The 25,045-nt window shown below is 63.7% G+C and carries 21 protein-coding genes and 1 tRNA gene; 14 read left to right on the top strand and 8 right to left on the bottom strand.

The window, feature by feature from the left end:
- Positions 1-71: 71 nt before the first annotated feature.
- Positions 72-1,424 carry an ABC transporter substrate-binding protein gene (locus ACH2DW_RS02325; RefSeq protein WP_394928100.1) on the bottom strand — a complete coding sequence of 451 codons (1,353 nt, stop codon included), beginning with the start codon at positions 1,422-1,424 and terminating at the stop codon, positions 72-74.
- A gap of 104 nt (positions 1,425-1,528) precedes the next feature.
- Entirely contained in the window at positions 1,529-2,611 is a 1,083-nt protein-coding gene (locus ACH2DW_RS02330; protein WP_394928101.1) for a LacI family DNA-binding transcriptional regulator, read from the bottom strand.
- A gap of 88 nt (positions 2,612-2,699) precedes the next feature.
- On the opposite strand from ACH2DW_RS02330, the gene deoC reads away from it, so the two are divergent.
- Positions 2,700-3,431, top strand: a complete 732-nt coding sequence (gene deoC, locus ACH2DW_RS02335; RefSeq protein ID WP_394928102.1) for a deoxyribose-phosphate aldolase — start codon at positions 2,700-2,702, stop codon at positions 3,429-3,431.
- A gap of 73 nt (positions 3,432-3,504) precedes the next feature.
- Here the strand turns inward: deoC and ACH2DW_RS02340 are convergent.
- Positions 3,505-3,577, bottom strand: a tRNA-Arg gene (locus ACH2DW_RS02340).
- A gap of 76 nt (positions 3,578-3,653) precedes the next feature.
- Entirely contained in the window at positions 3,654-4,682 is a 1,029-nt protein-coding gene (locus tag ACH2DW_RS02345) for a potassium channel family protein (RefSeq protein ID WP_394928168.1), read from the bottom strand.
- 146 nt (positions 4,683-4,828) lie between these two features.
- Here ACH2DW_RS02345 and argS point away from each other — a divergent pair, with 146 nt between their 5' ends.
- From argS to ACH2DW_RS02365, 4 genes are all read left to right on the top strand, one after another.
- Entirely contained in the window at positions 4,829-6,559 is a 1,731-nt protein-coding gene (gene argS / locus ACH2DW_RS02350) for an arginine--tRNA ligase (protein WP_394928103.1), read from the top strand.
- Positions 6,560-6,623: 64 nt separating this feature from the next.
- Entirely contained in the window at positions 6,624-7,901 is a 1,278-nt protein-coding gene (gene lysA, locus ACH2DW_RS02355; protein WP_394928104.1) for a diaminopimelate decarboxylase, read from the top strand.
- A 29-nt stretch (positions 7,902-7,930) separates the two neighbouring features.
- Entirely contained in the window at positions 7,931-8,422 is a 492-nt protein-coding gene (locus tag ACH2DW_RS02360; RefSeq protein ID WP_394928105.1) for a type II toxin-antitoxin system PemK/MazF family toxin, read from the top strand.
- A gap of 52 nt (positions 8,423-8,474) precedes the next feature.
- On the top strand, positions 8,475-9,038 hold the full coding sequence (locus ACH2DW_RS02365; RefSeq protein ID WP_394928106.1) for a TIGR03086 family metal-binding protein: 564 nt from the start codon (positions 8,475-8,477) through the stop codon (positions 9,036-9,038).
- A gap of 21 nt (positions 9,039-9,059) precedes the next feature.
- On the opposite strand, the gene ACH2DW_RS02370 is transcribed toward ACH2DW_RS02365, so the two are convergent.
- Entirely contained in the window at positions 9,060-9,650 is a 591-nt protein-coding gene (locus ACH2DW_RS02370; protein WP_394928107.1) for a TIGR03086 family metal-binding protein, read from the bottom strand.
- Here ACH2DW_RS02370 and ACH2DW_RS02375 point away from each other — a divergent pair.
- The 9 genes from ACH2DW_RS02375 to prmC all read left to right on the top strand — a co-directional run bounded on the left by ACH2DW_RS02375 (position 9,589) and on the right by prmC (position 21,317).
- Positions 9,589-11,061: a homoserine dehydrogenase gene (locus tag ACH2DW_RS02375; RefSeq protein ID WP_394928108.1), complete on the top strand. Its 1,473-nt coding sequence runs from the start codon at positions 9,589-9,591 to the stop codon at positions 11,059-11,061. The two genes, ACH2DW_RS02370 and ACH2DW_RS02375, sit on opposite strands and share 62 nt — an antisense overlap.
- A gap of 2 nt (positions 11,062-11,063) precedes the next feature.
- Positions 11,064-12,440 carry a threonine synthase gene (thrC, locus tag ACH2DW_RS02380; RefSeq protein WP_394928109.1) on the top strand — a complete coding sequence of 459 codons (1,377 nt, stop codon included), beginning with the start codon at positions 11,064-11,066 and terminating at the stop codon, positions 12,438-12,440.
- A gap of 237 nt (positions 12,441-12,677) precedes the next feature.
- The gene (gene rho, locus ACH2DW_RS02385) at positions 12,678-14,615 is read left to right on the top strand and encodes a transcription termination factor Rho (RefSeq protein WP_394928110.1); all 1,938 of its coding nucleotides are present in this window, start codon (positions 12,678-12,680) and stop codon (positions 14,613-14,615) included.
- Between the two features lie 132 nt (positions 14,616-14,747).
- The gene (rpmE, locus tag ACH2DW_RS02390; protein ID WP_394928111.1) at positions 14,748-14,978 is read left to right on the top strand and encodes a 50S ribosomal protein L31; all 231 of its coding nucleotides are present in this window, start codon (positions 14,748-14,750) and stop codon (positions 14,976-14,978) included.
- A 260-nt stretch (positions 14,979-15,238) separates the two neighbouring features.
- Positions 15,239-16,693 (top strand): DUF1800 family protein, encoded by a 1,455-nt coding sequence (locus tag ACH2DW_RS02395; RefSeq protein ID WP_394928112.1) that lies wholly within the window; start codon positions 15,239-15,241, stop codon positions 16,691-16,693.
- Between the two features lie 13 nt (positions 16,694-16,706).
- The gene (locus tag ACH2DW_RS02400) at positions 16,707-18,122 is read left to right on the top strand and encodes a DUF1501 domain-containing protein (RefSeq protein ID WP_394928113.1); all 1,416 of its coding nucleotides are present in this window, start codon (positions 16,707-16,709) and stop codon (positions 18,120-18,122) included.
- 71 nt (positions 18,123-18,193) lie between these two features.
- A complete protein-coding gene (locus ACH2DW_RS02405) occupies positions 18,194-19,255 on the top strand; it encodes a hypothetical protein (protein WP_394928114.1) in 1,062 nt (353 codons plus the stop codon).
- Positions 19,256-19,314: 59 nt separating this feature from the next.
- Entirely contained in the window at positions 19,315-20,406 is a 1,092-nt protein-coding gene (prfA, locus tag ACH2DW_RS02410) for a peptide chain release factor 1 (RefSeq protein ID WP_394928115.1), read from the top strand.
- Entirely contained in the window at positions 20,403-21,317 is a 915-nt protein-coding gene (gene prmC / locus ACH2DW_RS02415) for a peptide chain release factor N(5)-glutamine methyltransferase (protein ID WP_394928116.1), read from the top strand. Before prfA ends, prmC begins: the two co-directional genes overlap by 4 nt.
- A gap of 27 nt (positions 21,318-21,344) precedes the next feature.
- On the opposite strand, the gene ACH2DW_RS02420 is transcribed toward prmC, so the two are convergent.
- The 3 genes from ACH2DW_RS02420 to ACH2DW_RS02430 form a co-directional block, all read right to left on the bottom strand.
- Positions 21,345-21,740, bottom strand: a complete 396-nt coding sequence (locus ACH2DW_RS02420; RefSeq protein ID WP_394928117.1) for a TerB family tellurite resistance protein — start codon at positions 21,738-21,740, stop codon at positions 21,345-21,347.
- Positions 21,741-21,869: 129 nt separating this feature from the next.
- Complete coding sequence (locus ACH2DW_RS02425; RefSeq protein WP_394928118.1) at positions 21,870-24,014, bottom strand: prolyl oligopeptidase family serine peptidase; 2,145 nt, start codon at positions 24,012-24,014, stop codon at positions 21,870-21,872.
- Between the two features lie 45 nt (positions 24,015-24,059).
- Positions 24,060-25,016 (bottom strand): nucleoside hydrolase, encoded by a 957-nt coding sequence (locus tag ACH2DW_RS02430; protein WP_394928119.1) that lies wholly within the window; start codon positions 25,014-25,016, stop codon positions 24,060-24,062.
- Positions 25,017-25,045 lie beyond the last annotated feature (29 nt).

The following is a 25,045-nucleotide window of genomic DNA, read 5'->3' on the forward strand; positions in this document are numbered from 1 at the left end:
CATCGCTGTCAGCGTCCCGCTCATGGTGTCACATCAAGTTGATGTGTAGTTATTTTGTCTGCAGTTGCAGATCAGCTCGGCCATGACGCTTCGATGGCGTCAGCGGCTTCCTGTGCTGTCTTGTCACCGTTAACCGCAGCGGTGCCTTCTGTCCAGAACGTGCCGGCGCCGACTTCGGCGGGCATCAGGTCAGAGGCATCGAAGCGGACAATGGCTGCGCTGGCGAGAATGTCGAGGAACGACTTCTCGAGCGGCTGGTACAGGCTGAGGTCCTGTCCATTGGCTGCTGACAGGAATCCGGAGAGAGCGAGACCGCCACCCTTCAGTTCCTGCTGCTTTACCTGACGGGCCTCGGCGTATTCAGGCGTCGAGATCCAGGCCAACAAGGAATGCACATTCGGATCCTCGTTGAAGGCAGCTCCCAGGATTCCTGCACCCAGCACCGGAGCGTCGCCGTTGATGTCCGGGAAGTAGAACACGTCGACTGCCCCAGGGGTGCCATCAGCGAAGGCGGTACCTTCGGGAATGAAAGCTGTATAGAACGACGCCTGGCGGTGCATGAAGCAGTCGCCATCGACCAGCGGCTGACCGTTGTCCTGGAATGCGGTCGCAGCAATGGTGCCACTGTTCGCAAAGACGTTCTCTTCAGCGAAGATTCCGAGGACGGTGTCCATCGAGTCAACAATGCGGGGATCGTTGAATGGGATCTCGTGGTCAACCCACTGGTCGTAGACGTCCGGGCCGTGCTGGCGAAGGACCATGTCCTCAACCCAGTCGGTATAGGTCCAGCCGGTGGCCTGGCCGGACTCAATGCCGACGCAGAGTGCCTTGGGTCCGCCGTCAGCGGTGATCTGATCGACCAGTGCCGTGAACTCATCGAACGTGGTGGGCACGGTGTAGCCAGCTTCCTCAAACTTGTCGGGCTGGTACCAGACGAGAGACTTCAGGTTGGCTGAGCCGGGCACGCCGTACTGGACTCCGTCGACGTTGCCGAAGGCATTCCATGCGTCGGGCCAGTTGGCTGCAGTGGCGGCGGCTGCATCGTCATTGAGCGGCTTCAGCACGCCATCGCGGGCGAAGCCGGCAAGCTTGCCGGGCTGCGGGAAGAACGAAATGTCGGGCGGGTTGCCACCCTCGACCTGGGTGTTGACGTTGGCTTCCCAGTCGGCGTCGCCGATGTAGGTGACTTCGACGCCGTTTTCGGCGCCCCAGACGTCAAGGCCGGCCTGGATTCCACCGACTTCGCTCTCGTCTCGCTCGGGTCCGGTGACAGTGATCTCGGTCTTGCCTTCGGCCGGAGCCTCGGTGGCTGCGGTTGTGTCTTCGCTGCTGCCCGCGTCACCATCGTCATCGCTACCGCATGCTGCGGCAACGAACGAAAGTGTAATCGGGACAGCTGCCAGCTTGAGCCAGCGCTTGTTCATAGGGCCTCCCCCTGAAGGTTTGTGGAACGTCGCGAAAGCCGCGACAATGAAAACGCTTACATAATTGGGCTCGGCAGTCAAGTCTCCCAGCGCAAATTTCCGACTCAGATCTGACCGGTGCGTCCCGTGGATCCCCGAACGACGAGCTCGACTGGTGCCACGATCTCGTGAGCATCTTCCGGTATCGGGCTCGCGGCGTCGAAGGTGATGATCTGGTGCTCATCTTGTTGCATCGCGTCGATCAGCAACCTTGCTGCCTCCGCGCCGTGACTCGCGACCGATTGGCGAATGGTAGTGAGGTCAACGACGCGTGCGAACTCGTGGTCATCGACGCCGATGATTGATACGTCTCGACCGGGCACCAGTCCATGGTGGTTGAGTTCCATGATTGCCCCAAAGGCCATTTCGTCTGACATCGAAAACACCGCGGTCGGCGGCTCATGGCGATTGAGCAGCGCGGCCATTGCCTCCTGCCCGCCGTCGACACCGAAATTGCCGCGCTCGAGGAGGTCGTCATCGAATGCCAAGCCGTGACTGGCGAGCGCGCCGACGAAGCCGCAGTGGCGGAGCGAAGGCACATCGGAACTCAACGGGTTGTCGTTCTGCGCACCGATGATCCCGAAGCGTTCGTGGCCGAGCCCGATGAGATGGTCGGCGGCAAGTCGCCCCACCATCTCATTGTCGATCTGCACGCTCGGATGGCCGGCCGTTCGGTTTCCGATACTGGCCAACGCGACGCCGCGTTGCGTGATCGACGTGGCCTGGTCGGGGGTGACGACGACGTCGATGACCACGAGGCCATCGGTGCGTCGCTCAAGGAGGTACTGCTCGCTCAGGATGCGGCTGAGATCCTTCTGGCTGCCGACGCCGACAATGAGGACGTCGTATCCGGCTTCAGCGCACACTGTCTCGGCTCCGGCCACCACGGTGGAGAAGTACCAGCCGCTGAGATTGGGGATGACCATCGTGACGGTCCTCGTCGTTCCAGCGGCCAGCCGGGATGCAGCCGGATCGGCCGAATAGCCCAGGCGTTCTGCCACGGCAACGACATGGTGGCGCGTTGCGATTGCCACGTTGGGAAGCGCGCGCATCGCTCGGCTGACGGTCGCGACCGAGACGCCTGCTTCGGAGGCAACGTCTTGAATCGTTGGGCGCTTGTTGCGCGTTGTGTCGTTCGTGGTCCCCATGTCCCGCTCCCTGGCGTCGCTCTAGTGTAAGCGCTTACACAAAGCTGAGATGACGTGGACGGCAAGTCTGCGCGACGATGGCGTTCTCATGAACGCTTCTGCTGCGACTGCCCGTCATGCGATCTCGTTGATCGACCTGACCGACTTGTCCGACGACCATGCCCCCGATGGCATTGATGCGTTGTGCGCCCGCGCCGCGGAATATGGCACAGCGGCAGTGTGCGTGTGGCCCGAATACGTCGCGCGTTGCGTGGAGTTGCTCGACGGTTCCGATGTGGGCATTGCGACGGTCGTCAATTTCCCCAAGGGCAATCAACAGACCGGCGTTGTGCTCGATCAGACCTTGACAGCGCTGTCGGACGGAGCGACGGAAATCGATGTCGTACTGCCGTACAAAATGTTCCGCAATGGCGACGTCAAACCGACGGCGAGCCTGATCGAGGCGGTCGGCGACATCATTGCCCCGCCCGGCGTACTCAAGGTCATTCTCGAGACCGGCGAACTCGACGACGAGGCGATCCGCGGTGCAGCCGAGCTAGCGGTCGGTCTCGGTGCCGACTTCATCAAGACCTCGACCGGCAAGACCGATGTCAGCGCGACCCTCGGTGCTGCCCGAATCATGCTCGAGGTGATCGCTGCCACCGATCGCACCGTTGGCCTCAAGCCATCTGGCGGTATCCGGACCTACGACGACGCCGTCGCGTACCTCGACCTGGCGGCGGAGATGATGGGACCGGAGTGGGCGACGCCGTCGACCTTCCGCTTCGGGGCATCCGGCCTCCTCGATGCGCTGCTGGCCGAGATCGTCGCCGACCGCTAAAGAGCAGTGCTCGCGAGCTCGGCCGACAGCATTCAATCGGCCAGGCGAGGCCCGGACTGAGGCGACGAAATTGCGCCCTCGGTAGGATTCGAACCTACGACACCTGGTTCCGGAAACCAGTGCTCTATCCCCTGAGCTACGAGGGCGGGGTGTTCAAGTTACTCGGGCAAGCTACCGGGCATTGCTCGTCGCTCCAGCGGAATCGCCTGCCTTTTCGACCGGTCACGACGTGGCGGAACTCACCGCCATGAGCCGGTCGTCAGGGCGGAGCGCACCGATCTTCGGATTGTCGAATGCAAGCCGTCGTCCATCTCGAACCACTTCGAGCACACGTACGTGGGCGGGAGCGACATGGACACCGTCGATCACAATCGGAGCAACCTCGACGATTTCCAGATCGGCGCCAGCCTCCAGCAGGTCGTCGATCACATCGAGCGCCTGGGGAGTCCGTGTTGCGATACCAACCAGGCGCCCAACGGCTGCAGCCTGGTCGATGGCTGAGTCGGCGCCGCTCTGACGGAGCAGGTGGAGGTTCTCGCGATCGCGCACCGTGGCGACGATCCGCGCGTTCGGGTTGAGTTCGCGCGCGGTCAGCGTGATCAGCACCGCGGTGTCATCTCGATTCGGGGTGACGACCACGGACTCGACGCGATCGATTGCGGCCTGCTTGAGCACCGACACTTTGGAGGCGTTGCCGGTAATCGCGATGAAGCCGTCCTGGCTGGCCAACGCAAGCGCCTGCTCGTCGATGTCGACCACCGCAATCTCGATCATCTTGACGCCTTGCGCGACGAGCGCGCGTGCGGCGGCGCGTCCCGTCGATCCGTATCCGCAGATCAGGTGGTGATGGTTCACGGTTCGTCTCCATTGTTGGGTCTGCAGCAGCGTGCGTGACCGCTCGGTCAGCACTTCGACGGTCGTGCCGACGACGAGGATCAGGAAGAGGATGCGGGCGGGGGTGATCAGGAGTAGGGCCGCCAGGCGAGTTGAGGGTGTGACGGCGCTGATGTCGCCGTAGCCGGTGGTTGTGACGGTGACCGACGCGTAGTACAGCGCGTCGATCAGGCCCAATTCGCCGCCTGCAGAATCGGTGTAGCCGTTGCGGCCGATCAGGACGACCATCGCAATGAAGACCAGGAGCCCGAGGGCAAATCCGATTCGCCGTCCGATGGCGGCGAGCGGTGCTCGCGGGGATGAGGGCAGTCGAACCAAGTCGACCGGATCCCGAGCGGAACCGCGACCGAACCTCATCGTGGACACCGACTCATCACCGACGAGGCTAGTGCCCGTCAAGGATCGCAGAGCCAGCACGAGTCTGCGATGGGATCCGTCGACTGAGCATTCCGCGCCGAATGATCAGGGGACGAGCGGCTTGCATCGGGCACAATGGACGGCGCATGTCCGATCCACTCGCCTCACTCTCGACGCTGCTTGCACCGTTGTTCGCCGATCTCAATGGCGGTGCACCTGCTGATCCAACCGTGCGACCGTCTGACCGAGCCGACGCCCAAATCAACGGCGCGCTCGCGTTGGCGAAGCGGTTGGGGGCGAACCCGCGTGATCTGGCGCAACAGGTCGTCGACTCGGGCGTCCTGACCGATGTCGCCACCGACCTCGAGGTGGCAGGTCCGGGCTTCATCAATGTCACCTTCTCGTCGTCCTTTCTCGAGTCACAGCTCGCAGCAGTGGTCGGCGACGGCCGGCTTGGCGTCGAGCCTGCCTCCGACTCGAAGATCGTGGTCGTCGACTACTCGGCGCCGAACGTCGCGAAGGAGATGCACGTCGGCCACTTGCGTTCGACCGTGATCGGTGACTCGCTCGTTCGGCTCCACGAGTTTCTCGGGCACACAGTGATCCGCGAGAACCACATCGGCGACTGGGGCCGGCCGTTCGGCATGCTCATCGAACACCTGCTTGACCTCGGCGAGGACGTGGCGAGCGACGGGTTGTCGCAGGGCGATCTCGATGGCTTCTACAAAGAGGCCAATGCGAAGTTCAAGGACTCTGAAGAATTTCAGGAGCGCGCCCGGGCCAGGGTGGTGCTGCTGCAAGGGGGCGACGAAGCAACGCTGGTGCTGTGGCGTCGCCTTGTCGAGATGTCCAACGCCTACTTCAACCGGGTGTACACCAAGCTTGATGTCCTCCTCACCGACGACGATCTGGCGGGGGAGAGTCGTTACCAGCCACTGATGGAAGGTGTGTACGGACGACTCGAGACCGCCGGCTTGCTGCACGAAGACGCCGGTGCGATGGTGGTGTACCCACCGGGCTTCAAGAACCGCGATGGCGACCCACTTCCGATGATTGCGAAGTCGCAGACCGGTGCGTTCATGTATGCGACCAGCGACCTGGCGTGTGTGGTCGATCGTGTCGAGCGGCTCGACGCCGATCTGATGTTGTATGTCATCGGAACACCGCAGGCACAGCACTTGCAGATGGTGTTCGAGGTGTGTCGAATGGCTGGCTGGTTGACGGAGCCGACCGAAGCGGTGCACGTCGGGTTCGGCAATGTGTTGGGCGAGGACCGAAAGATGATGCGCAGCCGGGCCGGCGACTCGGTCAAGCTCGCCGACCTGCTCGATGAGGCGGTCGAGCGCGCCGCAGCCGCGATCGCTGAGAAGAACCCCGACATCGTGCCCGAGGAGCGGCTCGTCGTGGCCAACATGGTCGGTATCGGAGCCTTGAAGTACGCCGACCTGTCCACCGAACGCATCAAGGACTACGTGTTCGACTGGGATCGGATGCTCGCCTTCGAGGGCAACACCGGCCCGTACCTGCAGTACGCGCATGCTCGGATCTGTTCGATCTTCCGCCGTGCCGGCATCGACCGGGCATCGGTGCGGTCGGCACACATCACCCTGGACCAGCCGCAGGAGCGAGCGCTGGCGATGCGCCTGCTCGCCTATCCGTCGGCGATCGACACCACGCTCGACTCGTATAGCCCGCACAAACTCTGCACGTACGTGTACGAGCTGGCGTCCGACTTCTCGTCGTTTTACCAGGAGTGCCCGATCCTCAAGTCGGATGAGCCGGTGCGCACAAGTCGCCTGGCCCTCGCTGACCTCACGGCACGAGTGCTCGAACACTCACTCGGCCTGCTCGGCATCACCGCTCCGGAGCAGATGTGATGATCTTCACCCCCACCCACACGGGACAACGTCATCAGGTCGTTCGCGCGCGCGGGGATCGACGATGAGCGCGATTCCGATGCAGTTGCTGTCCGATAACGCGACGGTCGGCCCCGACGGAAACTTGAGCGTCGGGGGATGTTCGATCGCGGAGATCGCTGCGGAGTACGGCACGCCAGTGTTCGTGTACGACGAAGCGCACCTTCGGGCTCGTTGCCAACAGGCGGTTGCCGCGTTCGGTCACCAACAGGTCGTGTACGCCACTAAGGCGTTCCTGTGCAAAGCAATGGCTCGGCTCGTGTACGACGAGGGGCTCCTGCTCGACGTTGCGTCGGGTGGCGAACTGGCCGTCGTACTGGCTGCCGGTGTGCCCGCCAACGTGTGCACACTGCACGGCAACAACAAGTCGATGACGGAACTGCGCGAGGCGATCACGGCAGGAGTGCGGCACATCATCGTCGACTCGTTTGACGAACTCGACCGCCTCGACGTCCTTGCTGCCGAACAGTTGGGACCGGTTCCGAAGGTGCTGCTGCGGATCACCCCTGGCGTGTCGGCGCACACGCACGAATTCATCGCGACCGGTCAAGACGACTCGAAGTTTGGCTTCAACCTCGGCAACGGCGATGCGCTCAAAGCCGTCGACCGAGCGCGTCGATCGACGTCAGTCGAACTCGTCGGTGTGCACTGTCACATCGGTTCGAACGTGTTCGAGGCGTCATCGTTTGCGAAGGCAGCGGCAGTCATGGCCGATTTCGCCGTCCCGCTCGACCTTCCCGAGCTGGTGCTCGGTGGTGGCCTCGGCGTCGCATACATCGAGGGCGAAGAAGCGCCAACGATCGCGCACTGGGGCAACGTGCTGCTCGATGCCTGCCAGGCACTTGGCGTGCGCTCGAAAGTCAGCGTGGAACCAGGCCGAGCGATTGCCGCAGCCGCGGCGATGACCGTGTACAGCGTCGGCACCGTCAAACACATCCCAGGTGTCCGCACCTACATCTCGGTCGACGGCGGGATGAGCGACAACCCCCGACCCGTCTTGTACGGATCCGGCTACGAGTCCTTCCTGCCCCGAGCCGTCACCGACGAGCGGGCCATGACCGCTCGATTGGTCGGCAAGCACTGCGAATCTGGCGATGTCTTATCGTTCGCGGCGCAGTTGCCGGCCGACACCGCAGTGGGTGACCTCCTCGCCATGCCGGTCACTGGTGCCTACGGCCACTCGATGGGCTCCAACTACAACAAGATCACGCGCCCGCCAGTCGTATTCGCGGCCAACGGCGATGCGCGCCTTGTCGTGCGTCGCGAGACCTACGACGATCTGCTCCGCGCGGACATCGGCTAAAACGCCCCTCCCCGAAAATTGGAATCAGCATGACGAAGTGGATCAACACCATCCTCAACCTGCTCAAGCAGATCCAAACAGCGCAGAAGGAGCGCGAGCGAGGAACGGGTAAAACGGTCCGGAAGCCGGCGCCTCGGACTCGGCGGGTCGAGCCAGACGTTCGTATCGAGTACTCGCCCGACCTCGACGGCGATCCCGACCCGGGTGAGGTCGTGTGGACCTGGGTGCCCTACGAGGACGATCCGAATCAGGGCAAGGATCGGCCAGTCGTCATCATCGGACGGATCGGTGACGACCTGGCTGGCGTGCAGTTGACCTCAAAAGACAAGCAGCGGGGTGAACACATTGCCGTTGGCAGCGGCGCCTGGGACCCGAAGCGGCGTCCGAGTTTCGCGAAGGTGGATCGGCTGCTCACCATCGACCCGGACGACGTGCGTCGGGAAGGAGCGGTCCTCGACGAGAACCGCTTCAACGACGTCGTCGGCAACGTCGACAAGTATCACGACATCGTGCGGCGCTGAGGTTGTTGCCGGCGACGTCGGCGATCCATCGGTCCCCAACTAGGTTGCGGACATGAGTACACGACCCCTGCAGCAAGTCAACGCGTCCACTCGGAGCGTCCTCGCTGACGTCACGTCCGATCAGATGCAGAACCCGACCCCGTGTGCGTCCTGGGACGTCGCCGGTCTGATCAACCACCTCGTTGGTGCCCAGCACTTCTTTGCTGCTGGCATTAAGGGCCAGCCTCCGATTGGCGCCGACAGCGACTTTGCGGCGGGTGACTACCTTGCCGCGTACGACGAGGCCACCGCTGCGCTCGTTGCCTGCTTCGAAGCAGACGGCGTCATGCAGAGCACGGTCAAGATGCCATTCGGTGAAATGCCGGCGGCGGCCGTGATGGGCCTGGCGATGAACGACACCTTCACGCATGGGTGGGACCTCGCCAAGGCGACCGGTCAGTCGACCGATATCGCGCCCGAGCTTGCCGCTCAGATTCTCGATCAGGCGAAGTCGTCGATCCGGGAAGGCTTCCGAGGCGAAGAGGGATCGGCACCGTTTGGTCTTGAGCGCGAGTGCCCCGACGGTGCAAGCGCCGCGGACCAGCTTGCAGCATTCCTCGGTCGCGACGTCGCCTGACGCGATGCCCCGCTCCGCGGGTTAGGCCGACCTCGGTTTGATGCCGCGCCTGCCCATCAAGTCGAGCAGTCGTTCAGCGAGCGGCGCGTCATCGTGGACGGTGCCGCTGGGGCCGTCTCCAAAGACGCCGAGCTGCGCAATGATCGGGGCCATCGGGGCAGTGTCGTCCCAGACGCGTTGCACCGCATCGGCGGGCAGCTGCTCGTCGGCACCGATCGCGCGGGCGAGGTCCCAGCGGTGAATGAGGAGGTCGCCAATTCGGAGGCCCAGCAGCTGCTCTGCGGGCATGTCGCCTGCAGGGTGCTGACAGGTGAGGTTCTCGAGATCGACCTCGTCGAACGCTTCGCGCTGCGCGGCCAAAGCGGCGTCGACCGCGCCCAGCGGGTCGGTGCCAACGAAGTCGGTGGCAAGGAGGCCAATCGCCTCAATGCGTGAGGCGCCCCCGACCAGCGACGTTGCCATCTGACTGCCACCGACCACATGTCCGATGAGTTCGAGCACCGTCCAGTCGGGGCAGGGAGTCGGAAGGTTCCACTGCTCAGGCGTCACGATGCTGACGACATCGCGAAACTCGTTGCTGACCGTCTGGAGCAGGTCGGACGCGCTCGTCATCGGTGGCACGGTACCGGCATTGGCAGGGCACGCCGATGTGGCGTGCGCCGTTCGGCAACGCACCCTGATCGGATCGATCGCAGCCAGTAGCCTCAGGCCCGTGACCAGCGAAGCAACGTCTTTCAAGATCGGGGTGCTCGGCTGCGGCAACGTGGGCGCTGCCCTCGTCGACCTCGTCGCCACCCAGCGCGTGAGCGTGTTCGAGCGCACGGGCATTGACCTCGAAGTCACGCGAGTCGCAGTGCGCAACATGTCCGCGCCGCGTGACGTCGACCTCGCCGAGGGTGTCCTGACACGCGATGCCATGGCCGTGGTCACCGATCCGGATGTCGACATCGTTGTGGAATCGATCGGCGGCATCGAGCCGGCCCGCGAGTTGATCCTCGCGGCACTTGCGCACGGCAAACCGGTGGTGACTGCCAACAAGGAACTGCTTGCAAACGTCGGTGCCGAGCTCTACACCGCCGCCGACGCAGCGGGTCGTGACCTGCTGTTCGAAGCAGCGGTCGCTGGCGGCATTCCGGTGATGCGGGCGTTGCGCGAAAGTTTGCACGGTGAGCCGATCACCCGCGTGCTCGGCATCATCAACGGCACGACTAACTACATCCTCACCAAGATGACCGACGCGGTGGAGAGCGGCGGAGACGCTGACTACGGCGCAGCGTTGAAGGATGCGCAGAGCCTCGGCTACGCCGAACGCGACCCCACAGCAGACGTCGAGGGCTATGACGCCGGCGCCAAGGCAGCCATCATCGCCACCGTCGCGTTCGGTAAGAAGGTCGTGGCAGGCGACGTCTACCACCAAGGCATCAGCGAGATCACCGCCTCCGAAATCGCAATCGCTCGACGCCTGGGCTACGTGGTCAAGTTGCTCGGCATCGTCGAGCGCGACAGCGCCAGTGGTGAGATCAGCGTGCGTGTGCACCCCACGATGGTTCCTGACCATCATCCACTCGCCACCGTCCGGGACAGCTTCAACGCCGTCTTTGTTGAAGGCGACTACGTCGACAGCCTGATGTTTTACGGCCGAGGTGCGGGCGGCGCCCCGACCGCCAGTGCGGTGTTCGGCGATGTGGTCGATGCAGCCATCAACCTGCGAGCGGGCACGCATGGTTCGCTCGGCGAGCTCGGCAAGGCGACGATTCGCCCGATCGACGAGACGTCGGCTGAGTACCTGCTCGGCCTCGACGTGGCGGACCAGCCTGGCGTACTCCACGCGGTCACTGGCGTCTTCGCCAAGCACGGGGTGAGCATTCGGGTTGCCGAGCAGGAAGGCAACGGGCCCGATGCGCGGCTGGTTTTCATCACCCACGATGCGCTGGAGAAGCATGTGCAAGCCACGGTGCGCGAGCTCAACGAACTCGATGTCGTGCTCAAGGTCGGTGGCCTGCTGCGCGTGATTGGCGACTGAGCGTGCGTTACGTCTCGACTCGCGGATCGGCTCCCGATCTCGGCTTCAACGACGTGTTGCTGGCAGGCCTCGCCACGGATGGCGGCCTGTACATGCCTGAGTCGTGGCCGGCCCTGCAACCATCCCGAGGCGCCAGAACGTACGTCGAGCGTGCGGTCGAGGTGATGTTGCCGTTCGTCACCCCTGACATCGACGAGATCACCCTGACCCACCTGTGTACCGAGGCCTATTCGACCTTTCGGCACCCGGCAATCACACCGCTGGTGCAGATCGATCATCGTCACTGGGTGCAGGAGCTGTTCCACGGTCCGACCCTTGCGTTCAAGGATGTGGCGTTGCAGTTGGTCGGCAAGCTGTTCGATCACGTCCTGTCGGCTCGAGGCGAGCGGGTCACCATCGTCGGGGCAACGAGTGGCGATACCGGTTCGGCCGCCATTGACGGCGTGTCGGGCTGCGCCAACGTCGACATCGTGATTCTGTATCCGTTGGGTCGGACCAGTGATGTGCAGCGCAAGCAGATGACCACGGTTGATGCGCCCAACGTCCACACCGTCGCAGTCGAGGGCACCTTCGATGACTGCCAAGACCTGGTGAAGGCCATGTTCAACGATGTCGACTTCCGGACTCGGAACCAGCTGTCGGCCGTCAACTCGATCAACTGGGCTCGGGTCATGGCCCAGACCGTCTACTACGTCACCGCCTCTGAAGCATTTGCCACGGCTCCCACGTTCAGTGTTCCCACCGGCAACTTTGGCAACGTGCTTGCGGGGTGGATTGCACGCGAGATGGGTGCGCCGATTCGTGACTTCATCATCTCGTCGAATACCAACGACATCCTCACTCGGTTTGTCAACGACCACGACATGACCGCTCGCGGTGTGGTCCCGACGTTGAGTCCGTCGATGGACATTCAGGTGTCGTCGAACTTTGAGCGGCTGCTGTTTGAGATGAACGGCCGCGACGGCGGGATGACCGCCGAGCAGCTGACGCGGTTTCGTTCGACCGGGCGACTCGACATCGAAGGTGACCAGCGCGACCGTTTCATGGCGGGCTCGTTCCGTGCAGCAGCGTTCGACGATGTGTCGACGCTCAGCGAGATTCGGCGGGTGTACGACGCCTCGGGCTACGTCCTCGATCCGCATTCGGCGACGGGCACGGCGGCGGCACGGATGTTGTCAGCGGCTGGCGACGGTGGTCCCGTCATCACGCTTGCGACGGCGCATCCCGCCAAATTCCCAGACGCCGTTGAAGAGGCCATCGGTTTCCGCCCAGAACTCCCTGCGCACTTGGCTGACCTCTTCGAACGGGACGAACGAACCCAGACCGTGGCGAACGACTTGGCCACCGTGCAACGTCTGGTTGAGCAACTGACGCGTTGAACACGAAATGACAGCGATGTGAGCAACACGTGGTCGGGCGTTGCATTCCTGCTGGCCAGCGGGCTATCGTCAGGTCCACTTAGCTTGCTAAGTCGCACCCCGAACTCTCGGTTGTGTGCGCATGTCTGCTCAGGGGATTCTGTCGGGCGCGAGTTCGACCCCTCATCGCCTTCCCTGAGACCTGATCACTTTCCGTGTTCCAGTCCACCGGGCTGACTGCGGGAGGAGAGGAACAACGTGGCCGCTGCCGCTCTCGAACAGTCCGTCCTGGAATCCAAGGACAAAGACACCCTGCTGGAAATGGCCAAGGCGCTCGGCGTCAAGGCCAACTCGCGACTGAAGAAGTCCGACATCATCGACAAGATCCTCGACACGACGGGCCCGTCGAGCGGCCCCGCGTCGAGCGATGCTCCGGCGAAGCGGCCTGAGGCTGCAGCGGAGCAAGAAGATCGCGCGCCGCGCCGGGAGCGCACCGTTTCGCCCGCACCGCAGAAGTCTGCGTCCGAACCGGCCGCAGATGGTGTGGTCCTCGGTGACGATGGTGAGCCGCTTGCCGATTGGGAGATTGCCCTGCGCGAGCAAGGTGTCGACACGAACGTCAGCGACGTCGGCTCGTCAGGTGACGAGCCGAAGCAAGCTGGTGAGAACCGCAATGACGGTGGCAATCGCAACCGGAATCGCAACCAGTCCGATGGGAACCGAGACGCGAACCGCGGCGACGGCCAACGAGCTGCCGGTGAAGGTCGCGCCAACGATGGCGGCGGCAACCGCGACGGTGGGGGCAACCGCGATGGCGGTGGCCAGGGCGGAAACAGCCAGGGCGGCAACCGCAACCGGAACCAGGGCGGTGGCCAATCTGGCAATCAAGGCGGAAATCAAGGCGGAAATCAGGGCGGCCAGCAACGCAACCGGAACGATGAGAGCGGAGAAGGCGGCAACAAGCGTCGTCGGCGCCGTCGCAAGGGTGGCGGTCGCGGCAATGAGGGTCCCCAAGGCGAAGACGCCGAGATGCTCGACGGCGACGGTCAGCCGCAGGGCACTGAGCCGATCGAGGTCACCGGTTTCCTCGACGTGCGCGATGAGGGCTACGGCTTCTTGCGCACGGATGGCTACCTCCCAACGAAGGAGGACGCGTACATCACGGTCAAGATCGCCCGCCAGTTCGGTCTGCGTAAGGGCGATGAGATCACCGGCACCGTGCGTCCAGCACAGCGCAACGAAAAGAATCCGCAGCTCATCGATGTCAAGACCGTCAACGGCGGCGATCCGGAAGCCGCAAAGACGCGACCGCATTTCGAGAAGTTGACGGCGCTGTTCCCGGATCAGCAGTTGCGGCTCGAGAACCCAGCCGACCCGGCCAACATGACCGCCCGCATCGTCGACCTGCTGTCGCCGATCGGCAAGGGTCAGCGCGGCATCATCGTCTCGCCGCCCAAGGCCGGCAAGACCACGGTGATGAAGACGATCGCTCAGTCGATCGAGCTGAACAACCCAGAGGTCGAACTGCTTGTGCTGCTCATCGATGAGCGACCGGAAGAGGTCACCGACATGCGGCGCTCGGTCAAGGGCGAAGTGATTTCATCGACCTTCGACCGGCCCAGCGACGAGCACACTCACGTCGCTGAGATGACCATTGCCAAGGCGCGCCGCAAGGTCGAGGAAGGCAAGGACGTCGTGATCATTCTCGATGGCATCACCCGCCTCAGCCGGGCCTACAACCTCGCGGCTCCGTCCAGCGGCAAGATCTTGTCCGGTGGTATCGATGCTGGTGCGTTGTACCCGCCCAAGAAGTTCTTCGGGTCGGCCCGCAATGTCGAAGAGGGTGGATCGCTGACGATTCTCGCCACGGCGTTGGTCGACACAAACAGCCGGATGGACGAAGCGATCTTCGAAGAGTTCAAGGGCACGGGCAACATGGAGCTGCGCCTCGATCGTAAGGTCGCCGAGCGCCGTATCTACCCGGCGATCGACGTGGACGCGTCCTCGACTCGCCACGAAGAACTGCTCTTCGACCGCAAGCAACTGCAGATGGTCTGGAAGCTCCGCAGGGTCCTCAGCGGCCTTGCTGCGGACGGCAATGCTGCTCCCGGCCTCGAGCTGTTGATCGACCGCCTCAAGACGTTCCGCACCAACGCCGAGTTCCTCAGCGAGATTGCCAAACAACCTGGAATGTGAGCCTGGCCGCTCGGGCAACTCAGGTCTCCAGCACGGAACAAAACCCAATCGGGCGTGGTTACACTCGTCCCGCCCGATCTGTCGCCGACGAACTCGTTCAGCCGGCACCAGGAAGATCACAAAGGAATCATCATGAAGACTGACATCCATCCCACATACAGCGACACCGGCGTGCGGTGTTCCTGCGGAAACACGTTCACCACCAAGTCGACCGTTGAGGGTGACCTGACCGTCGAACTCTGCAACGAATGCCACCCGTTCTTCACGGGCAAGCAGAAGCTCGTTGACTCCGGTGGTCGTGTTGAGCGCTTCAACCGTCGCTACGGCGCTCGGAAGAACGCTCCCTCGAACATCGAGGAGTGATGCTGCGCCGCTGCTACTGACAGCGGTTTCACCGATCAAGAGATCGACAAGATCGATCCACCGAAGAGCCGCCCCGTTGGGGCGGCTCTTCGCGTTTTCCCTGCGTGTGGGGTTGCTCCTCGGGAACCTCCCCGCCGATAGTGCAATTGACGACATCGCGGCATTTAAGAAGGTGGGACGAATGTCGATACAGCAAACAGTCGGAAACGCATGGATTTTAGACGATCCGCCCGCATCCGAACGACGAGGAACACCCCACCGTGCCAGTGAAGAAAGAGCGCAACGTTCGCCATCTCCTCCGCCGCACTGAGTTCATCGACCGACAGTCGCGAGTCGACGAACTGATGGGGTTGACGACGTTCGCTGACATCGTCGACAACATTCTCGGCACCGCGGCACATCGTCTGCCGGCTCCGCCATCGGTGGTCTTCCAAAACACGGGTGAGGACGACAATTGGCGGCGGGGTCAAGAGCTCGCCCACTTCTGGTTCGATCGCATGGCGAACGACTCGCCGAGGCCGATGCAGGAGAAGATGGCACTGTTCTGGCACGGCCATCTGGTCAGCGAGATCGGCAAAGTTGGCAGCGCCGAGTTGATGCGCGAGCAGATCGATCTGTATCGCAGGGACGGCCTCGACAACTTTCGCGACATGGTCACCGAGATGTCGACGCAGGTCGCAATGCTGCGCTACCTCGACAACAACCGCAACGAGGCCGACTCGCCCAACCAGAACTTCGCGCGTGAGCTGATGGAGCTCTTCCTGCTCGAAGTCGGGAACTACACCGAAGCTGACGTCGAGGCAGCCACGGCAGCTTGGACTGGGCACAGCGACAACTGGCAGACCGGCGAGTATGTCTGGCTCGATGACCTGCCAAAGGAGCGTTGGACGCCGATCTTTCATGACAGTTCGGTCAAGCAATTCCTGGGCCAGACAATCAACAACGGTGGCGATCCTCGCCGTCACGGTGACGAGACCATCGAGGTGATCCTCGGCAATGGCGTGGTGCCATCCGGAGCGGACAAGGTGCACAATCGTGGCAGGCCGACGCGGCTTGTGGCGGCCGAGTTCCTGTCACGGAAGTTGTGGGTTGACTTCGCCAACCAGGCACCGCCGGCGGCGGTCATCGACGCGATGCGTGATGCGTTCGTCGCTGCTGACTTCGACATCCTTCCCTGGGTCCGCACGATGCTGCTCCGAGACGAGTTCTACGCGGAGGAGGTGTTGACCGGGCTCGTCCGCTCACCCATCGACTGGATCGCATCGCTGCTCTATGCGCTCGACCTGCGTTCGAAAGATGCCACGCCGATGTGGCTGATGGGCAACACCGGCCAGCTGATCCTGCATCCGCCCAACGTCAGTGGCTGGAAGATCAATGGGTACTACGTCAATGCCAGCGCAATGGAGGCCCGCGCCCGTATCGCGCAGGGCTTTGCATGGACCGCTGGCCGCACCTACTGGGACGACAGTGGATACCTCCAGTTCCGACACGGTCGCCTGACGCGCGACGAGTTGATTGCCGCCGGCCCGTGGCCGGACTACATCCCGACGATGTCCGACGAAGAGGTGGTGGACAACATGTCCGACCTGATGGAGGTGACGCTTGCCGCTCCGACACGCGAACGGCTGATCGATCACCTGGCCGCCGCCGGCCGCTGGGAGCGCTCCGACCTGGTCTTCCTCATCCTGCTCGCCCCCGAACTGCACGTGGCCTGACCGGAGAACCAACATGCTCGACAACGACATCTCCACCGCCAGCGCCCTGAACCACCTCAGTGTTCCGGAGGCAGCATTCGCCACAGGTGCTGACGCCCACGCACTTGACCGCCGCCGATTTCTGCAACTCGTTGGCATGGGTCTCGGCGCAGGCCTCGTCGCGGGGCCCGGCTCGTCGCTGCTCGACACGGCGTTCGGCAACGGTGACACCTCGCGGGCCGCGGGTCCGATCGGAGCCGGCGATGGCATCTTGATTGTGCTCGGCATGTTCGGCGGCAATGACGGACTGAACACCGTGGTCCCGATCAGCGATGGTGAGTACTACGCACAACACGGCAGCCTGGCGATTCCCGCGGGACAGACCTTGCCGATCAACCGCAGTACGGGTCTGCACCCCGAGCTCACCGTGCTCAAAGAGTTCTGGGACAACGACCAACTTGCGATTGTCGAAGGCATTGGATATCCGGATCCGGATCTCAGCCACTTCAACTCGATGGCCAAGTGGATGGCAGGCCAGACGTCCGGGATCCCCACATCCGGGTGGCTCGGCCGGTGGCTTGACGGCTACCTGAGCGGGTCGAAGGACCTTTTCGCCGCGGCCGAAGTCGGACACTCGCTGCCGTTGCACATGCTGGGTGAATCGAGCCGGGCAACGGCGATTCCTGCCAGCCGACCGTCGTTTGGGGCCCGTTCGGAGGAGCGCTATCAGCGGCAGTACCAAACGGTTCGCAACCTCAGCGCGTCCAGCACCGACTTCTGGAACCGTCAGATCGGCCAGGCGTTCGTCGACCAACTCGAGGTCGCAAGTGAGATTGCTCCGGCGATCCCCGAGGAACTCCCCAGCGTCGACCTGGTCGCTCGACTTGAGGTCCAGGCCCGGCTGATCAACGCGAACCTCGGTTTTCGTGTGCTGAGCGCTGGATGGGGTGACTTCGACAGCCATGCGGGCCAACCGGACCAACATCCACTGCGAATGCAGGAATTGAACGCAGCGATTCGTCGGTTCTACGAAGTACTCGATCCGGCATGGGCAACTCGCGTCACATTCATGACGTTTTCTGAGTTCGGTCGCACAAGCCAAGCCAACGATGGTGCTGGTACTGACCACGGCACGACGGCACCGCACTTCGTCTTCGGTTCGAATGTTCAGGGTGGCCTCTACGGCGAACGACCGACGCTCGCTGGCCTCGGCCGGTGGGGTCGCATGGCCCATCACGTCGACTTCCGTGACTACTACGGCAGTGTGATCGACGGCTGGCTCGGTGGCGGATCGTCCGAGGTTCTGAACCGATCGATCGAGGATCTCGGCCTCTTCGCGTCGGCACCGGGAGGCACCGCTCCGAATGGGCCGACTCGCCCGCCCGGTGTTTCCTTGGTGGCCGGCTCGAATGGGTACCGACCGGCTGTTCGTCTGCGTGCCGAGTCGTAGCCGAATCAGACGGCTGGTTGGTCTCGTCGCTGTCTCACCGCTGAACACCGGCCTTCGATAGCGTCGGCGTCGTGACTGACGCTTCGAGGATCCCCGCCGACACTTCCCGGCGTTCGCAGCTGCTTGCGATCAAGCTCGGGGCCCTCGTCGACGAGCATTTTGGGCCTCGCCAGAGTGGCGCGACTGGTGCTGACGCTGAGACCTTTGCGACCGGTGCTGCGCTGCTACGCGACGGCGCGGCATGGGTGCTCATCGACGGGCGCGCGGATCGGTCGCTGGGTGCGGCACTGGTCTGGGCTGTTCGGCGATCGGCAACCCACCTGCATGTCATCGCCGAGCACGACACGGGCCTGCTTGCCCGGCGCGCCACCGCTTTTTCCTTGCCGATCACGGTGTGGTTTGCCGACGGCCGGGCACTGCTCCCCGCCATCGCTGAGCCGCTGCCGACGCGTCGCGCGGTGCCCGAGGAACACGAAGCGCTCCGGAGCATGATCGTGGAAGCTGGAGCGACTCCGAATGCCGAACATGGCGTTTTGTTCGGGGAAGTTCGGGGCCTCGAAGTGTGTCGGGTCGTTGCAAGCCCGACCACCGGTTTCTTGGGTGAGGTGAGCGAGTTGGCCAGAGCGGACGACGACGGGGTGCGTCTCGAAGTCGGCGTGGGCGCCGCGGACCGCGAAGCATTTCAGATGCTCCATGGCGAGATCCCCACCGTCGCAGCGTTGGCCGACATTGTCTCAACCGTGCAGGCGCACCGATCCACCGGTTCGCCGCAGCACCCACTGAACCGACTGGGCATTGAACGGTTCCTGCGCTGGCAGGCCGAGGAAACACCTGTCCTCGTCGGATGCACGGAACTGACCCCGGCGGAACCCCCGGTGCCCCGTCCGAACCTGAAGGATCCGGTTCCGTGCGTTGCCCGCGGGGTGCGCCCCGATGGCTCGCCCGCAAGGGTTGTCTTCTCCAGCGGTGTCGACCTCGACGCGTTGCCCTACGTGGCCGATGTGCAGGCAATGGGTGACGAGCCTGTCGTCCTGGTGCTGCCCGCGCGCGACCTGCTTCCGATCGTGTCTGAGGTCGCCGGCTTGCTCGAACGTCCCGTCACGGTCGTCGGACTGACATCGGCCTCCGCCTGATCACGACGCGCCCGCGCTCCGGGCTGGGAGTGCTGGCCGGCCAGTAGCCTCAGATCACCATGGCTCACCTCGACATGTTCGACCGTCTCCGTCAGGTCGCGGATGAGTACGAGACGCTGGAACACCAGTTGTCCGACCCCGAGGTGCTCGCCGACCCAACCCAACTCCGCACACTGTCCAAGCGCTACAACGACCTCGGACCGGTCATCGAGAAGTTCCGGCTCCACCAATTGCGCTCGTCTGATCGAGACGCGGCTCGGGAGATGTTGCCCGAGGCGACCGGCGACGAGCGCGAGCTGATGCAGGCCGAAATCGATGAGGCCGAGGCCCAGCTCCCCGGGCTTGAAGACGAGCTCCGCGAGATGATGCTGCCGAAGGATCCGTACGACGGCAAGAACGTGGTGATGGAGATCCGTGGCGCTGAGGGCGGCGAGGAAGCCAACCTCTTTGCTCGAGATCTCTACGAGATGTATGACGCCTACGCAGCCAGCAGTGGGTGGAAAACCGAGCTCCTGTCGTCGACGCTCAGCGACATGGGTGGGTTCAACGAGATCACCTTCGTCGTGAAGGGCGCAACCGCCTGGCGCAATCTGAAGTTCGAAGGTGGTCCGCACCGGGTGCAGCGTGTGCCGGTGACAGAATCGCAGGGGCGGATCCATACCTCCTCGGCCACGGTCACTGCGCTTCCCGAAGCTGATGAGGTCGACGTGTCGGTCGACGAACGCGACCTTGACATCGACGTGTTCCGGGCGAGTGGTCCGGGCGGTCAGAGCGTCAACACCACCGACTCGGCCGTCCGCATCACGCACCGTCCCACCGGGTTGGTCGTGTCGATGCAAGACGAACGATCGCAGTTGCAGAACAGGCTGCGCGCGATGACGGTGCTGCGGACCCGGCTCTTCGAACTGGCTGAGCTTGAACGACGTGAAGAGCAGTCGGATGCACGTCGGTCCCAGACCGGCGGAGGTGGGCGCAGCGAGAAGATTCGCACCTACAACTTCAAGGAGAATCGGGTCACCGATCATCGCATCGGGTTCACGATTTACCGACTGGCCGACACCCTGGCAGGCGACCTGCAACCCGTCGTCGATGCGCTCGCGGCCGATGAGCGGTCCCGGCTCCTGGCCGAGGGTGGCGAGAGCGGGCAGTGACAGAGTCGCCTCAATCCGACCCGACGGGCCCGACCGACCCGACGAGCACGGTCGGCGACGAGGACCTGGCCACGACATGGCGGGCGCTCTGGGCCGAGACCAGCGAGGCGATCGACGACCGCCAGCACGCGCGGTGGATCTGCGAAGTCGCCTCGTCGACCGAGCCGGACGAGTTCCTCCAATCGCTCGACGAAGCGCCGACGGTGCGCATGGTCAGTCACCTCGATGCCATGATCGCTCGCTACCGCACGGGCGAACCATTGCAGTACGTGCTGGGGCGTTGGGCGTTCCGTCGACTCGACCTTGCAGTCGATCAGCGAGTGCTCATCCCGCGGCCCGAAACCGAAATCGTTGCCGAAGTAGCGCTGGTGATTGCCCGTGGCTTCGATGCCGAACGGACGATCATCGACCTGGGAACCGGGTCAGGCGCGATCGGTCTCGCGCTGGCCGATGAGCTGCCATTGAACGGCACCACCGTCTGGCTGACGGATACGAGCAGCGATGCGCTCGACGTGGCTCGCGCAAACCTTGCCGGCATCGGTCGGGCCGCACCGAACGTGCAGATCGCGCACGGCTCATGGTTCGACGCGCTCCCTCTCGACGTGGTTGCCGATGTGATCGTGTCGAATCCTCCCTACGTCGCCGACGCGTCGCCAGACCTCGAGCGGATCGTGGGGGAGTGGGAACCTGCTTCGGCGCTGTTCGCAGGACCCGATGGGCTCGACGACATCCGGATCATCATCGACGGTGCGTTCAGCCGACTCCGTTCAGGCGGATGGCTCATCCTCGAGATCGGCCACGACCAGGGCCCTGCCGTTCAGCAGCTGCTTGCCGCGCATGGTTATGCAGAGGCGGAGATCCGAAAGGATCTCAGTGGTCTTGATCGAATCGCGCTCGCTCAACGACCCTGAGCCCAGGCCATTAGTTTCCCGTTCCGGTCAGACGAAGCGGACGGCAATTTGGGAGAGCAGGGAACCTTCTTCCGGGCTCACCTCGTCATCGACGCCCGCGACCTCGCGAGCCGCTGAGAAGAGGGCAGATCGCAATACGCGGCTACTGATCCGCCCGTCGATCGAGTCGAGGAATTCTTCGACTCGATCGTGCTCAATGGCTTGACGTGCCTCTTCGATCGCAGGCCGGAGGTACTCCTCGAACGCAAATTCGTCGTCTCGCCACTCGGTGCTGATCTCGCGGACGAGTTCGACCTCCTCGTCGGCGATGTCCTGATCGGCAAGCATCACCAGCACCAGCAGTTCCAGGGCGGCCTGGTGCTCCAGGTTGGCGGTGGCGTGGACGGCGACGCCGCGGTACAGCTCGAGGAGGCGATCATTCATACCGGGGCGACGTTAGACCACACGCCCGTCGCCGTCCGTTTCGCTTTCATCCTTCATCCGCCGTTTCATCCTCGATTTCATCTTGGATTCATCTTGGGATGGTGACGGCTTCGGCTGAGGTGTGCACAGTCACGTCGGAGATGGAAGTGATCTACGCAGGAAGTCGAGCTGATGGAGCAGCAGGTTTTCTGCCACCTGTTCCTGGGGCGTCATGTGGGTGACGCCGACGAGCGGCAACACCTCATGGGTCCGTCCGGCGGCGAGGAGCGCTGACGAGAGCTGCAATGTGTGCGCAGCGACAACGTTGTCGTCGGCCAGTCCGTGGATCAGTAGGAGTGGACGTTGGAGATCGCTGGCGAGCGGAAGTAACGAACTTGCGTCGTACTGCTCGCTCTGCGTGTTGGGGTCTCCGAGATACCGCTCGGTGTAGTGCGTGTCATACAGCCGCCATTCGGTGACCGGCGCGCCAGCGATTGCTGTGTGGAACACGTCCGGTCGGCGGAGCACGGCGAGGGCCGCGAGATAGCCGCCGAAACTCCAGCCGCGGATCGCCACGCGCCGGAGATCGAGGTGAGATGTCTCTCTCGCGACGAACTGCAACGCCTCGATCTGGTCATTGAGGGGCACAGTCGCCAGGTCGCCGCTCACTGCGCGTTCCCACTCCGAACCCCGGCCCGGTGTGCCGCGCCCGTCCGTCACCACCACGGCGAAGCCTTGGTCGGCAAACCACTGCGAGGCGACGAAGGCATTGTTGGCGCACTGGACGCGCAACGCGTGAGGGCCGCCGTACGGATCGAGAAGAACTGGCAACCGGCCGCCGCCATACGTCGTCGCATGATCGTGAGGGAGCAGGAGTGCAACGCTGAGTCCGGTCTCGTCCGTCCGGAAGAACTGGATGTTGGGTGCAACGAGTGGGGATTCGGCGAACGATTCGATGGTGTGCGCCGGCGTGGTGTCGTTGGCGCTGCTGACCGTGACGGTGGCTCCGGGTTCATCCATCGATGCCGATCGCACCACGGTCGTCGAGCCGCCCTCGGTCATCCAGTGCACCCCGGGTTCATCGGTGAGTGCCACAAGCCGCCCGTCAGCGTGGCGACGCCAAACGTGGAGTGACGTGGCGTCACCGATGGCGTTGGCCGTGAACGTGATCGCGTTCGGTGTCGCCGAGAGCACCGACCGCACTTGGAGGTCTGTTGGAGTCACCGGTTCGCCGGAGACCAACAACCGTCGCGCTCCGTCGCGATCCGCTGCGGCGACGAGCGTTCCGTCGTTGAGGAGGCGTGGCGTCCCTGGCACCAATTCGACCCACGCGTCGTCGTAGTCGTGGTCGAGGACCTCGGTTTCGCCGGTGATCTCGTCCACCTGCAAGGTCATGGTGCCGCGCTGGTCACGCGACTGGACGTGCATGACGAGACCCGCCGTGGTCCAGTTGACCGAAGCGATGTACGGGAAGAACTCGTGATCCCAGTCGACGTCGGTGCGCGATCCGTTCAAGCCGAGGAGGTGGAGCGAGACGGTGGCGTTGTCCGTACCCGCTGCGGGATATCGCACGGTGCGGGAGGGTGTGGCCGGGTTGGCCGGGTCGGCAATGTTCCACTCCGAGACAGGCGCGGTGTCGACGCGGCAGGTGGCGATCGTGTTGCCGTCGGGACTCCACCAATAACCGCGGAAGCGGTGCATCTCTTCGGCAGCGATGAAATCGGCGCTGCCCCATGTCACGGTGTCGGCTTCCTTTGGGTCGCCTCCGGCGAGGACGCGCCATGTTCCGTCGAGTTCGGCAAGACACAACAGCCGTCCGCTCGAATAGGCGATTCTCCGGGCGGTCGGATCGGGTCGAGGGTCGAACACCGGCCCGGCGACGTCGATCGGGCGAGCAAACCCGCTCAGCAGGCCGGCCGCGAACAATCGTCCACTCAGTGCGAATGCAGCGACCTTGCCGGCATGGTCAGTCGCGTACGCGGTGATGCCGCCGCCGCTCTCTCGCGTTCGCTCTCGCCGGGCACGTTCCTCAGGGGGAAGGTCACCGCCGTCGTCGGTTGCCAGCAGCATCCGCGGATCGCCGACCAATCGTTCCATCCCCGATGCAACATCGAGTACCCACAGCGCATTCACCGAGTCCGAACCACTGGCGCTGCGCAGAAAGATCACGCGTTCACCATCGGCTGACACGGTGATGTCGCGAGGAGCGCCGAGCGTGAATCGCTGCGTCCTGGCGTGTTGGCGAGGGAAGGTGTCGTCGGCGTCGATCGTGCCGTCGGGAAGCGTCGTGGTCACGGCGCCCACACTACGGAGTGGGCGCCTCCGGCCTCTGACCTTCGATCAGGGAGTGAAGTGAGCAACCGCCTCGGCAACGAGGTCAAAGGCAGCGTCAGCGTCGACATGGGTCAGCACGGCGACATTGGCCGCCTTGCGTTCGATCAGACGACGCTCGTCGATGACGGTCATGCCGCGGGTGTATTCGCCCTGGGTTTCGACCACCACGTGTCGATTGACTCGTTCGAACAGCGTGGGGTGCGTGAGCGCGAGCACGGCGAGTGGGTCGTGCATCGCTCCGCCCTGCAGGTGGCCCTCGTCGTGGTTGCGCTGGTACATCATCGAGAAGAACACGAGCAGGTCGGCGAGTGTGGTTGCCAGCGTCCCGTCGATTGCGCGGAGCCGTTCGATACGGGTCGGCGTTGCCTGGAACTGGTGCGTGACGTCGAGGCCCGCCATGATCATGGGCGCACCACTGGCGAACACGATCTGTGCTGCTTCGGGGTCGGCCCAAATATTGAACTCACCCATCGTGCTGCGGTTGCCGAATGAGCCGCCGCCCATCAGTGAGATCCCGGCGATGCGTTGCGCGATGGTCGGGTCCTTCTGCAAGGCGAGGGCAATGTTGGTCTGGGGGCCAACCGGGACAAGCCACAGGTTGTCGTGTTGATGGCAGGCATCGACGATGAACTGCACGGCATCGGTTCCGTCGAGGGGAGTGGTTGATTCGGGGAGGTCAGCGCCATCGAGGCCACTCTCGCCGTGCACATGTCCGGCATGTTTGGGTTCGCCCACGAGCGGTCGACTGGAACCCGAGTGCACCTCGACGTCGATGCCCAGCAGGTCGCGCATGACCAGCGCGTTGTGGGTCGTGCTGGTGAGAGGGGCATTCCCTGCGACGGTGGTGATGCCGACCAAGTCCGTGTTGCGGGCGGCCACCACGATGGCGATTGCGTCGTCATGGCCTGGGTCGCAGTCGAGGAGCACTCTGGGGCGGAGTGATGGATCAGTTGCAGCCGACATGACGCCGAGCATGCCAGCTGACGGGCCAC

This window comes from uncultured Ilumatobacter sp. (assembly GCF_963980585.1).
Classification (GTDB): Bacteria; Actinomycetota; Acidimicrobiia; order Acidimicrobiales; family Ilumatobacteraceae; genus Ilumatobacter_A.

What these genes read in the sequence shown, in the direction of transcription:
- ACH2DW_RS02325 (WP_394928100.1), bottom strand. Translation starts at nt 1,424, where the DNA reads ATGAACAAGCGCTGGCTCAAGCTGGCAGCTGTCCCGATTACACTTTCG.
- ACH2DW_RS02330 (WP_394928101.1), bottom strand. Translation starts at nt 2,611, where the DNA reads ATGGGGACCACGAACGACACAACGCGCAACAAGCGCCCAACGATTCAA.
- deoC (WP_394928102.1), top strand. Translation starts at nt 2,700, where the DNA reads ATGAACGCTTCTGCTGCGACTGCCCGTCATGCGATCTCGTTGATCGAC.
- ACH2DW_RS02345 (WP_394928168.1), bottom strand. Translation starts at nt 4,682, where the DNA reads ATGAGGTTCGGTCGCGGTTCCGCTCGGGATCCGGTCGACTTGGTTCGA.
- argS (WP_394928103.1), top strand. Translation starts at nt 4,829, where the DNA reads ATGTCCGATCCACTCGCCTCACTCTCGACGCTGCTTGCACCGTTGTTC.
- lysA (WP_394928104.1), top strand. Translation starts at nt 6,624, where the DNA reads ATGAGCGCGATTCCGATGCAGTTGCTGTCCGATAACGCGACGGTCGGC.
- ACH2DW_RS02360 (WP_394928105.1), top strand. Translation starts at nt 7,931, where the DNA reads ATGACGAAGTGGATCAACACCATCCTCAACCTGCTCAAGCAGATCCAA.
- ACH2DW_RS02365 (WP_394928106.1), top strand. Translation starts at nt 8,475, where the DNA reads ATGAGTACACGACCCCTGCAGCAAGTCAACGCGTCCACTCGGAGCGTC.
- ACH2DW_RS02375 (WP_394928108.1), top strand. Translation starts at nt 9,589, where the DNA reads ATGCTGACGACATCGCGAAACTCGTTGCTGACCGTCTGGAGCAGGTCG.
- ACH2DW_RS02370 (WP_394928107.1), bottom strand. Translation starts at nt 9,650, where the DNA reads ATGACGAGCGCGTCCGACCTGCTCCAGACGGTCAGCAACGAGTTTCGC.
- rpmE (WP_394928111.1), top strand. Translation starts at nt 14,748, where the DNA reads ATGAAGACTGACATCCATCCCACATACAGCGACACCGGCGTGCGGTGT.
- ACH2DW_RS02400 (WP_394928113.1), top strand. Translation starts at nt 16,707, where the DNA reads ATGCTCGACAACGACATCTCCACCGCCAGCGCCCTGAACCACCTCAGT.
- prfA (WP_394928115.1), top strand. Translation starts at nt 19,315, where the DNA reads ATGGCTCACCTCGACATGTTCGACCGTCTCCGTCAGGTCGCGGATGAG.
- ACH2DW_RS02420 (WP_394928117.1), bottom strand. Translation starts at nt 21,740, where the DNA reads ATGAATGATCGCCTCCTCGAGCTGTACCGCGGCGTCGCCGTCCACGCC.
- ACH2DW_RS02430 (WP_394928119.1), bottom strand. Translation starts at nt 25,016, where the DNA reads ATGTCGGCTGCAACTGATCCATCACTCCGCCCCAGAGTGCTCCTCGAC.